8 protein-coding genes are annotated in these 11,706 nt (G+C 73.9%); 6 read left to right on the top strand and 2 right to left on the bottom strand.

Annotated elements, in window-relative coordinates; genetic code table 11:
• Window positions 1-12: 12 nt before the first annotated feature.
• A complete protein-coding gene (locus CP984_RS30850) occupies window positions 13-987 on the top strand; it encodes a hypothetical protein (protein WP_003985485.1) in 975 nt (324 codons plus the stop codon).
• A gap of 30 nt (window positions 988-1,017) precedes the next feature.
• On the opposite strand, the gene CP984_RS30855 is transcribed toward CP984_RS30850, so the two are convergent.
• Entirely contained in the window at window positions 1,018-1,941 is a 924-nt protein-coding gene (locus CP984_RS30855; RefSeq protein WP_030184380.1) for a hypothetical protein, read from the bottom strand.
• 269 nt (window positions 1,942-2,210) lie between these two features.
• On the opposite strand from CP984_RS30855, the gene CP984_RS30860 reads away from it, so the two are divergent.
• The 4 genes from CP984_RS30860 to CP984_RS30875 all read left to right on the top strand — a co-directional run bounded on the left by CP984_RS30860 (window position 2,211) and on the right by CP984_RS30875 (window position 8,771).
• Complete coding sequence (locus tag CP984_RS30860) at window positions 2,211-3,020, top strand: S1 family peptidase (RefSeq protein WP_003986574.1); 810 nt, start codon at window positions 2,211-2,213, stop codon at window positions 3,018-3,020.
• A gap of 547 nt (window positions 3,021-3,567) precedes the next feature.
• Complete coding sequence (locus CP984_RS30865; protein WP_003986573.1) at window positions 3,568-4,242, top strand: response regulator; 675 nt, start codon at window positions 3,568-3,570, stop codon at window positions 4,240-4,242.
• 5 nt (window positions 4,243-4,247) lie between these two features.
• Window positions 4,248-5,390 carry a sensor histidine kinase gene (locus tag CP984_RS30870; protein ID WP_003986572.1) on the top strand — a complete coding sequence of 381 codons (1,143 nt, stop codon included), beginning with the start codon at window positions 4,248-4,250 and terminating at the stop codon, window positions 5,388-5,390.
• 252 nt (window positions 5,391-5,642) lie between these two features.
• A complete protein-coding gene (locus CP984_RS30875) occupies window positions 5,643-8,771 on the top strand; it encodes an endo-alpha-N-acetylgalactosaminidase family protein (RefSeq protein ID WP_371280643.1) in 3,129 nt (1,042 codons plus the stop codon).
• Window positions 8,772-8,774: 3 nt separating this feature from the next.
• On the opposite strand, the gene CP984_RS30880 is transcribed toward CP984_RS30875, so the two are convergent.
• Window positions 8,775-10,556, bottom strand: coding sequence for a glycoside hydrolase family 35 protein (locus tag CP984_RS30880; RefSeq protein ID WP_003986570.1), 1,782 nt, complete (start codon window positions 10,554-10,556; stop codon window positions 8,775-8,777).
• Between the two features lie 205 nt (window positions 10,557-10,761).
• Here CP984_RS30880 and CP984_RS30885 point away from each other — a divergent pair, with 205 nt between their 5' ends.
• Entirely contained in the window at window positions 10,762-11,637 is an 876-nt protein-coding gene (locus CP984_RS30885) for a helix-turn-helix domain-containing protein (protein WP_030184376.1), read from the top strand.
• Window positions 11,638-11,706 lie beyond the last annotated feature (69 nt).

Below are 11,706 nucleotides of genomic sequence, written 5' to 3' on the forward strand. Positions count from 1 at the left end.
GAGGAACTTCCGTTGTCACAGCCGAACAAGAACACCGGACCGGACGGCCCGTCCCGGTCCGGTTTCGCCGAGACCTTCGCCAAGGGGGCGCGCACGCCCAAGCGCGGCCTGGCGCCCGGCCGGCGGGTGTGGAAGACGGCGCTGGGCCTGCCCGTGCTGGCCGGTGTCGGCGTCGGCGCGGTGGCGCTGGCCACCCTCGGCGCCTCCCAGGTGCGCTTCGGCGACGGCCAGGAACAGGCCGTCGCGGCCGCCAAGCAGCCGCAGCCTACGAAGACGGGGGCTCCGGCACCCGCCGTCAAGCCCGGCAAGTCCGCCGGTCCGGCATCGCCCACACCCGGCGCCCCGGCACCGGGCGGCAAGGCGGGCCCGCCCGCCAGCTCCCCCAAGGAGCCGGAGAAGAAGGACACCCCGAGCCCCGACGCCAAGAAGCCTTCCGACCCTCCGCGGGTCGCCGGCGCCAACGCCAAGGTGACCTACACGGGCCTCGCGGGCCCCGGCTGCCCGACCCCGCCCGGCGGCGGCTACCAGGAGCAGGGCGCCTACAACGACGGCGGCAAGGGCTGGTACGGCCTCACCGGCGGCAGCACCCGCGAGGGCGGCTGCAGCGGCCAGTTCACCTCCGTACCGATGTCCGGCGACGCCAACAAGGACGCCAAGGGCCGGGTGATGTGGTGGTTCGCGCCGGGCCCGGAGTCCCGCTCCTGCCAGATCTCGGTCTATGTGCCGGAAGGCCCCAGCGAGCCCGATGTGAACGGTCACCCGACCACGTACCACGTGCTCACCGACGCCTTCAACCGGGACTCCAAGTACGGTAGCTTCACCGTCGACCAGGCCGGACACCGCGGCAGCTGGCAGCCGGGCGGCACCTTCGAGGTCCGCCAGGGCAAGATCGCCGTGAAGCTGCTGGACCGCGGCATCGACCACGGTCCCGGCCGGGACCGCGCCCACCACGGCGTGGGGCCCGTCAAGGTCACCTGCCACGGCTGAGGCGTTCGCGACCGGACCGGCGCGGGCCCGCTAGGTGTCGCAGTCCAGTTCCGTACGGCACAGCGCGCAGCGGGCCCGCAGCCGGCCGCGCACCGGGACGCGGATGCGCTGGTGGCAGGTCGGGCAGGGGAACGACACCCGCAGCGGGGCGCGCCCCTCGAAGGTGTAGCCGCCAGCCGGCGCGGGGCCACCGGGCCGGCCGGCGCGCCGCGGGTCCTGGGCCGCGCGCCGGTCCCTGGCGTAGCGGCGGCGGCCCGACCAGCCGGCCGCGGCCAGCGGCGGCTGCCGCCCGTCCCGGCGGGCCAGCGCCAGGCCCTTGGTGTAGGCGTCGTACGCCTGCGGGCTGGTGAACCACGGCGCCGGGTCCTCGCCGAACAGCAGTGCCCGCTTGGCCAGGACGTAACCGAACTCCTCCGGCGTCAGATAGCCCAGCTTCTGCGAGAACGGGCCGTGCTCGCGGTAGGCGTCCAGCAGCAGCCAGCCCGCGCCCAGATAGGCGGTGGCGGTGTCGGTGAGGATCTCGTTGGCGCGGGTGCCGGGGAAGGACAGGTCCAGGCGGTGCAGGTAGACGTGCATCACCTCGTGGGCCAGAGCGGCGCCGATGTCGCGGCGGTGGGTCTTGAAGCGCGCGTTCAGCTCGACGAAGTACTCGGGGCCCGCGGCGAGTTCGACGCTGGCCGCCAGGCGCATGTCGCGGAACGCGACGATCACCCGCGCGTCGGGGAGCCGCAGGTGCCGCACCATGGCGCGGGCCACCCGCTGCGCGCCCGCGTACAGCTCCTCCTCGTCGTCGAAGGCGACTTCGGCGGGCAGCACGCTGGCGCCGAAGGTGCGCACGGTGTCGTACGAGAGGCGTTTGTAGAGCGCGGTGACGGCCGCGCGCACCGTGTCCAGGTGCGGATAGCCGTGCACGATCTCGCCGTCGGAACCGCCCGGACTCCCCGTCGCCGCCACCCGTCCACTGTACGGCTCGCCGGGAACGCCCGGTATGGGGTGTACGCGTCGTGGGTAGAACAGGAGTTGGCCGGATGTACACCCTTGCCACTGTGATCGCCGACTCCACATAATCCAAGGGCGCTTTGCGGGCTCACCCCCCCCCACTGGGTCCGGACGCCTTGTGGCGTGCTGCCGTTCTCCGCGCATGATTTTCGGCGGTCCTTTCCGGTTCTCGCGTTTGGCATGGGCCTGACATCGCGTGCAAACCCCCCACGAAAGGAAGCCCGTTGCAGAGCTACCTGAAGCACCTGCGCAGAGTCACCGCCGTCGGCGCCGTCGCCCTGGCTGCCGCCAGCCTCCAGCCCGCGGCCGCCACCGCCGCCGCCCCCACCCCGGAGCCCGGCTCCGTGCACACGAAGATCGTCGGTGGCACCAAGGCGAGCCAGGGCGAATTCCCCTTCATGGTCCGCCTGTCGATGGGCTGCGGCGGCGCCCTGTACGCGAAGGACATCGTGCTGACCGCCGCCCACTGCGTGAACGGCAGCGGCCCCAACACCGACATCACCGCCACCGCCGGCGTGGTCGACCTCCAGGACTCCCAGGCCGTCAGCGTCAAGTCCACAGAGGTCCTCCAGGCCCCCGGCTACAACGGCAAGGGCAAGGACTGGGCGCTGATCAAGCTCGCCAAGCCCATCGACCTGCCGACCCTGAAGATCGCCACGGACGACAAGCTCACCAACGGTGAGTTCGACATAGCCGGCTGGGGCGCCGACAAGGAAGGCGGCGACCAGCAGCGCTACCTCCTCAAGGCCAAGGTGCCCTTCGTCGACGACGCCACCTGCAAGAAGGCGTACGGCGACCAGCTCACCCCCGGCGAGGAGATCTGCGCCGGCAAGCTCGACACCGGCGGCATCGACACCTGCCAGGGCGACTCCGGCGGCCCGATGTTCCGCAAGGACGAGGCCGGCCAGTGGCTCCAGGTCGGCATCGTCAGCTGGGGCGAGGGCTGCGCCCGGCCCGGCAAGCCCGGCGTCTACACCGAGGTGAGCACCTTCGCAGCGGACATCAAGAAGGCGGCCGACGGGCTGGCCGGCTGACCCGGCCGGCGGCAGCGCGCGCACCGCGCCCCGGAGACCGTACGGTTTCCGGGGCGCGGTCGCGTCTTCGCCCGCTCGGGGGGGCCGGCGCCTGCTCGGACTGCCGCCCGCCCGGGACCTTCGCCCCGGACCGCCGGGACCCCGGCTCGTCCTTTCGGCCGGGTGCGCGGGCGCCACGGATGACCGGACAGCCGATACCCGCCCGTACGCACCCTCCCTAGCGTGGGCCACGTGACCACCGAACCCCGGCCCCGCCACATGCCCCGGCCCCCGGAACCCGGTTCCGGACGCCCCGGCGACCGCCGCGCGACCGTCCTCGCCGTCCTGCTGCTCGCCGCCTCCGCCGGGGCCGTCACCTGGCTGCTCGCCGACGGCCACGGCCCCCACCTCCGGGCCGTGCCCGCCGCCGCGTACGCCGCCCACCCCACACCGGCGCCGCCCAGCGGTTGCGGGGCGCGATCACCGCAAGTCAGATGGAAAGCGGCGGACGCGGCCCGGTGTGCCGCCGGGTACGCGGCGCACGGCGCACGGACAGGGCGAGGGACACATGACGATCAGTGTGGTCATCGCTGACGACCAGGAGATGGTCCGGACGGGATTCCGGATGATCCTGGAGAGTCAGCCGGACATCGAGGTCCTCGCCGACGTGGTGGACGGCGCGGCGGCCCTGTCCGCGGTGGACCGGCTCCGCCCCGACGTGCTGCTCCTCGACATCCGCATGCCCAAGGTCGACGGCCTGGAGGTCACCCGCCGGCTCGCCGAGCGCCCCGAGGACGAGCACACCCCGCGCATCGTCATCGTCACCACCTTCGACCTCGACGCATATGTGCACGCCGCGCTGCACGGCGGCGCCTCCGGCTTCCTGCTGAAGGACGCCAGCCCCGCCATGCTCGTCGAGGCCGTACGCGCCGCCGCCGTCGGCGACGCCCTGATCTCGCCCGCCATCACCGTACGGCTGCTGCGCGAACTGGCCCCCACGGCGCCCGGCGGCGGCGCCCGCCACCCCACCGAGCCGCTGACCGACCGCGAACAGGACGTCGTACGGGCCCTCGCCCGCGGCCGGACCAACGCCGAGATCGCCGCCGAACTCCACGTCTCGCTGTCCACCGTCAAGACCCACCTCGCCAACGTCCAGGCCAAACTCGACGCCCGCAACCGGGTCGAGATCGCCGCCTGGGCCTGGGAGAGCGGGCTCGCCGCGAGCGGCACGGGCGGGCCGTGAGCCCGATGTCCGGGTGGGCACGCGCCCATCCGCGCAAGGCCACCGCCGCCAAGGTCGCCCTGGCCGCGGTGCTGCTCTTCCTCGTCGGCTTCGAGACCGTCGCGCTCGCCCGCCAGCCCACCCGCCCGCACGCGACGGTCGTCGCCACCGCCGTCGTCGTCTGCCTGTGCGCCGTACCGTACGCGCGCGTCCCCCTGAAAATCCGCGCCTGGACCGCCGCCTCCGTCTCCCTGGCCGGCTCGGTCATCCTGATCGCCGGACAGCACGCCCTGGAGGTGTGGGGCCTGGGCGAAGGCATCGCCCTGCTGGTCCTGCTCACCGGCGTGGTGCACCGCGCCCCCGGCCGCATCGCCGCCGTCCTCGGCCCCATGCTCGGCCTGGCCTGCGTCCTCGCCCCCATGCGCGACATCCGGCTGGGCCCGTGGACCGTCGTCTACGGCGTACTCACCGTCGTCGTCAGCGCGTATTCGATGATCCTGCGCTGGCAGGACGCCCAGCGGACGCGGGACCTCGCCGCCGTACGCTCCGCCGAACGCCTGGAACTCGCCCGTGAACTCCACGACTTGGTGGCCCACCATGTCACCGGCATCGTCGTCCAGGCCCGCGCCGCCCGCTTCACCGCGCTCAGCGGGCCGCAGGCCGACGCCGCCTTCGAACGGATCGAGACCTCCGGCGGCGAGGCGCTGAGCGCGATGCGCCGCCTGGTGCGGGTGCTGCGCGAGGGCGCCGCGCGCAACCGGCCGCTCGCCGGACTCGCCGAGGTACGCACCCTCGCCGAGACCTACACGCGCACCGGCCCGCCGGTCGCCCTGCACATCGACAAGGGCCTCGACGAGACGGTCCCCGCCGAGGTCGCGGCAGCCGTCTTCCGCATCGTCCGCGAAGCCCTCACCAACGTCCGCAAACACGCCGCGGACGCCACCGCCGTACGCGTGGGCGTCCGCGCCATACCCGACGCCCTCGAACTGCGCATCACCGACGACGGCAAACACCCCGCCCGCCTGACCGAACAGGCCCACGGCGGCGGCTTCGGCCTGGCCGGCCTGACGGAACGGGCCGAGGCGATGGGCGGCCGGCTGACCGCGGGCCCCGCGCCGGAGGGCGGGTGGGAGGTGCGGGCGGTGTTGCCGGTGGGGGAGGGCGGGTGAGTGGTAGGCGCCGTACGGTTCCCGGGCGCGCTCTTGTCCAGCCGGGCCGCCCCTCAGCAGCCTGCCACCCGCCGTGCCTGCCTTCGCCCGTCCGTTAGTCCAACACCCACCGCGTCTTTGTCCATGGTCCCGCGCGCCGCGCACCCAGCACCCTGTCCCGCGAACGGACAGTGCCGGCGCGGAGGACGGAGAGCGCACGTGAACGGACGTACGGGTGCGGAGGGCCTGACCGGCGCGGGGGAGCCGGGGGACGTGGGGGAGCCGGCGGGCGTGGACCGGAGTCGTCCCAGCCGCAGGAAGGTCGTCGTCGGCACCGCGCTCGCCGGGATCGCGGGTGCGCTCCCGCTGGGCGGCGGCAGCGCGTACGCCGACGGGACCGGCCCGCGGCCCCGCGCGGCTGCCGAGGCGGTGCTGCGCTCCGACGTGCTGGAGGTCCGCGCCGACACCGCCTTCCCGCGCGTCGTCTCGTACACCGACCGCGGCACCGGCGCCGTCCTGTACGGCCAGTCCGACGCCGTCACCCAGGTCGTCATCGACGGCACCGCCCGCACCCCGCGGGTCACCTCCCGTCAGGGCGCCGACCGTATCCGCTACACGCTCGCCTTCGACGGCGGCACCGAGATCGACGCCGAGATCACCGTCAGCGGATGGCGCGTCGACTGGCACGTCACCAGGATCGCCGACACCCCGGCCCTGCGCGTGGGCACCCTCCAGATCCCCGGGCTCGCCCTGCTGAGCGTCCGCGACGACCAGCCCGGTGCCGAACTGCTCGCCGCCCGCATCGACCTGGACAAGGCCGGAAGCGGCGACACGCTCGTACGGATCGCGCCCGCCACTCCCGTGGACGCCGCGCCCGTCGGCTGCGCGTACGCGGTCACCGCCACCGGCCGGCTGGCCGCCGCCGTCGAGACCAACACCGTGTACGACAAGCCCGCCGGGGCCACCACCTGGGAGAACGGACGGCTGTGGCGGCAGACCGTGCAGAGCGGCGGCCACCGCTGGGCCCGCCTCGGCTGCGGCCAGTGGACCCACCGCGCGGCCACCGCACCCGTGGCCGACACCGAGCCCCTGCCGTACGCCACCGTCATCCTCACCCGCGACCGCAACGGCGACGGCACCGCCGACTGGCAGGACGCCGCCATCGCGCTGCGCGACATCATGGTCAGCCCGCTCGGGGCGGACCAACAGCACCTGCGCGTCGTCGCGCACATCCCGTTCAACTTCGCGAGCCAGGCCACCAACCCCTTCCTGGCCACCCTCGACAACGTCAAGCGGATCGCGCTGGCCACCGACGGACTGCGGCAGTTCACGCTCCTGAAGGGCTATCAGTCCGAAGGGCACGACTCCGCGCACCCCGACTACGGCGGCAACCACAACCAACGGGCGGGCGGCCTCGCCGACCTCAACACCCTGCTGCGCGCCGGAAAGAAGTGGCACAGCGACTTCGCCGTCCACGTCAACGCCACCGAGTCCTACCCCGTGGCGCACGCCTTCTCCGAGACGCTGGTCGACAAGAACGACGCACAGTGGGACTGGCTCGACCAGTCCTACCGCATCGACGCCCGCCGCGACCTGGTCTCCGGCGACATCGTGCGCCGCTTGCGGCAGCTGCGCGCGGAGACCGACCCGGCGCTGAACACCCTCTACATCGACGTCTTCCGCGAGTCCGGCTGGAACTCCGACCGGCTCCAGCGCCACCTGCGCGAGCAGGGCTGGCAGGTGGCCACCGAATGGGGCCACGGCCTGGAACGCTCCGCCCTGTGGTCGCACTGGGCCAACGAGACCGACTACGGCGGTGACTCCTCGCGCGGCGTCAACTCCCGGCTCATCCGCTTCGTGCGCAACCACCAGAAGGACGTGTTCGCCGACAAGTGGCCGACGCTGCTGGGCGGCGCGCGGATGGGCAACTTCGAGGGCTGGGTCGGCAAGACCGACTGGCACGCCTTCTACAAGATCATCTGGGTGGACGCGCTGCCCGCCAAGTACCTCCAGGCGTACCCGATCCGTACCTGGCGCGACCACGAGATCACCTTCGAAGGGCCGACCGCCACCACCGTCACCGACACCGGCGGCACCCGCCGCATCACCACCGACGGACGGCTCGTCTACGAGGACGGCCGCTACCTGCTGCCCTGGGAACCCCGCCGGGCCACCGACCCCGAGAAGCTCTACCACTACAACCCGGCGGGCGGCACGAGCACCTGGACGCTGCCGCGCGGCTGGTCGGGCACCCGGAGCGTGTACCTGTACCGGCTCACCGACCAGGGCCGGAGCGGAATGCGGCGGCTGGCCGTACGCGGCGGGAAGATCACCATCACCGCCGAGGCCGGACAGCCGTACGTCGTCCACCGCCGCCCCGCTCCGCCCCAGGGGAGCCCTGGCTGGGGCGAGGGCACCCCGCTCACCGACCCCGGCTTCCACTCCGGCACCCTCGACGCCTGGCAGGTCAGCGGGCCCGCCACGGTCGAGGCGAGCCCGCTCGGCGACCACGAGCTGGTCGTCGGCGCGGGCGGCGCGGCCGCCGTCAGCCAGCGCCTTGCCCGCCTCGCTCCCGGCAGCTACGCGGCCTCCGCGCAGGTGGAGGTGGGCGCGCGGCCGGGGGAGCGGCGCCGCGCCACGCTGGAGGTACGCACCGGCGACGGCGTCACGGCCGCCAACTGGACCGAGACCTCCACCGCCGGGAACTTCGTCGCCGCCGACCGCAAGCACGGCACCCGCTTCCAACGGATGTTCACCCCCTTCACCGTCCCCGAAGGCGGCGGCCCCGTCACCCTCACCTTGGGTGTCGAGGCGGGCACGCCCCGTGTTCGGTTCGACAACGTGCGGGTGGTCCCCGCGGTTCCCGCCCATCGGCCGGGCACCGTCGCGTACGAGGACTTCGAGCACGTACCGCAGGGCTGGGGCCCCTTCGTCAAGGGCGACGCGGGCCGGGTCACCGACCCGCGTACGCACATCGCGCAGCGGCACGCGCCCTTCACCCAGCGCGGCTGGAACGGCAAGGCCGTGGACGACGTGATCGACGGCGGCCAGTCCCTGAAGTCCCGCGGCGAGAACGAGGGCCTGGTGTACCGCACGGTTCCGCACACCGTGCGCTTCGTCCCCGGGCGCCGCTACCGGGTCAGCTTTCGGTACGAGAACGAGAAGGCCGGCCAATACGCCTGGATCACGGCCACCGACACCCCGGACACCCGCGAACTGAGCCGCACCCCGCTGCCCGTCGCCACCGCCCCCGCCACCCACACCTACGAGTTCACCGCCCCGGAGAGCGGCGAGGCGTGGGTGGGGCTGCGCAAGACGGGCAAGGACGGGAAGGCGGAGTTCGTGCTGGACGCGTTCGAGGTGCGGGAGGTACGGGAGGTACCAGGGGCGCGGGAAGGCTGACCGTCAGGGCATCAGACGGGGCGCCCCTGCCCGCTCCCCCTCGCCGGCGGGGGCGCCCTCCAGCTCCAGCAGGAGCAGTTCGTTGGAGCCCGCGCGCAGGACCGGACCGGGGACATACAAGGAGCGCTGCGGGCCCGCCGCCCAGTAGCGCCCCAGGCAGAAACCGTTGATCCAGGCGAAGCCGCGTGCCCAGCCGGGGAGTTCGAGGGTGGCGTCACCGGGGGCGGGGACGGTGAGGGTGAACCGATGGAGGCCCGGTTTCCCCTCGCCGGGTGCGCCTTCGGCGGCGTCCCGGAACGGCACCCGCCGTACCGCCGCCGCGTCCTCCAGCGCGTCCAGCCGCAGCCCGCGCGCCCGTACGCCGTGCAGGTACTGCCGCTCGTGCAGCACCCCGCCCGTGATGCCCTTCGCCTCCCCGAGCCTCGGCCCGTAGTTCACGCGCCCCAGCGACTCGACCCACAGCTCCACGGTGGCGGGCCCGGCCACCGCCGCGCCGATCTCCGCCTCCTCCTCGCTCAGGGTCGGTCCCCGTACCCCGTCCACGTACGTCACCGCCAGGTCGCGCAGCCCCGTCACCCGCAGCGGGAACGGCCCGCGCGGTCCGGGCACCTCGAAGCGGTAGCGCACCAGGCCCCGGTCCACGTCCAGTTCTTCGAAGGTCGGCGGCACACCCGAGGCCACCTCGGGACCGCCGAGCGCTTCCAGTACGTCCGCGAGCGGCGCCCACCCGGCCGGATCGGCCCGTACGGGCGCGGCGAGCACCGGCGGCGGTTCGGGGAGCGCGGGCAGCGGGCCGGGGGAGTGCGCCGCCAGCACCTCGCGGAAAAGCCGGAACTTCTCCGTGGGGCGCCCGCGTTCATCGAGGGGCGCGTCGTAGTCGTACGACGTCACGGTCGGCTGCAAGGCCCCGTCGTGCAGCTCGCCCGCCCGGTTCGCCCCCGCCCAGCCGCCGAAGTTCGTCCCGCCGTGCGCCATGTAGACATTGACCGACGCACCGCACTCCAAGATCTCCCGCAGCGCCTCCGCCGCCTCCTCAGGAGGACGCGCCACCGGCGCCTCACCCCAGTGGGAGAACCACCCGCACCAGAACTCCATACACATCAGCGGCCCGCGCGGCTGGTGGCGACGGAGCACCGCGAACGCCTCGCGCGCCCCCGAACCGAAGTTGGCCGTGGCCAGGACACCCGGCACGGAACCACCGGTGAGCATGTGATCCTCCGGGCCGTCCGAAGTGAACAGCGGCACCGTCACACCGAGGCCGCGCAGCAGGTCCACCATGTGCGCCAGGTACGCCGCGTCGCTGCCGTACGACCCGTACTCGTTCTCCGCCTGCACCATCACCACCGGCCCGCCGCGGTCGTACTGCCGCGCCACCACCTGCGGCAGCAGCCGCCCGAACCACGCGTCCACCGCCCGCAGATACGCCCGGTCGCGGGTCCGCACCCGCCGCCCCAGCGGGCCGGTCAGCCAGTGCGGCAGCCCGCCGTTCTCCCACTCGGCGCAGATGTACGGACCGGGCCGGACCAGCGCCATCAGGCCCGCCGCCGACACCGCGTCCAGGAAGCGGCCCAGCGCGTCCGGATCGCGGTAGCCGCCCGGCCGCGGCTCGTGAAGATTCCAGGGCACATACGTCTCCACGCAGTTCAGGCCCATGGCGCGCAGCATCGCCAGCCGGTGGCCCCACTGCGCCTCGTGCACCCGGAAGTAGTGCAGCGCCCCCGACAGCAGCCGCACCGGCCGCCCGTCCCGCTCGAAATCCCGCTCACCCACCACGAACCCGCCCACGGCGCCCGTCCCGTCCGCTCCGCCCGATCCCCGGCCCACCCTGGCCTCTGGCGGCACACGGGTCCATGGACAAAGATCGACGCTGGTTGGACGGAACGGGGGCCGGGACGGAACGCGTACGGACGGAAACCGGACCGGACGGGACTGGGCCGGACGGGAACGGACCGGAACGCGCCCGGTCAGGCACAGACGGGAGGACGCCCGCATGTACCACACCTGGATGCGGTACTTCACACCCAGCCCGGCCCACCACCGGCTCGGCCTCGTATGCCTGGGCGTCGGACTCCAGCACGGCACCCTGCCGCCCGTCGGCCCCCGCGTCCTCAACCACCACGTCGCCGTCGTCATCGGCGCCGGACGCGGCTGGTACACCACACCCGACGGCACCCGGCGGCAGGTCACCGCCCCCGCCCTGCTGTGGCTCGTCCCCGGCGTCACCCACCACTACGGCGCCGACCCGCACACCGGCTGGGACGAGAGCTTCGTCGACTTCACCGGCCCCGCCACCGCCACCTACACCGAACTGGGCTACATCGAACCCGAGAACCCCCTCGTGCCGCTCGCCGACACCGCCGCCGCCCGCGCCGCCATCGGCCGCATCACCCGCGCCGCCCGCCGCGGCAACCCCTTCCTGGAGGTGGAGACCGCCGCCGCCGTCCACGAACTCCTCGTCGCACTGCGCCGCGCCCGCGCCGACACCGACGCGGACGGCGACCCCGTACTCCAGGCGCTCGCCCGCGACGCGTTCCTCCCGCTGTCCGTCGCCGAACACGCCGCCCGCCACGGCATGACCCCGGCCGCCCTGCGCACCGCCGTACGCCGCGGCGCCGGCTGCAGCCCCAAGGACTACCTGCTCGCCATCCGCCTCGGCCGCGCCAAGGAACTCCTCGCCGCCACCGAACTCCCCGTCGCCGCCGTCGCCCGCCGCGTCGGCTACACCGACCCGGCCTACTTCAGCCGCCTGTTCACCCGCCGCGTCGGCACCGCGCCCGTCCGCTTCCGCGCCCGCCAGGGCCACAGCGTCCCCGGCGGCTGGTCCACCCGCGTACCGGACCCGGACGACCCGCCGCGGATCGGCTGACGGGGCGCGGGGCGGTGGCGGGGCGCGCGGCGCCCGCACGGGGCGCGGCCCCGCCGGGAAAATCGCCGG

Origin of the sequence: Streptomyces rimosus (assembly GCF_008704655.1) — a bacterium.
GTDB classification, from domain to species: domain Bacteria; phylum Actinomycetota; class Actinomycetes; order Streptomycetales; family Streptomycetaceae; genus Streptomyces; species Streptomyces rimosus.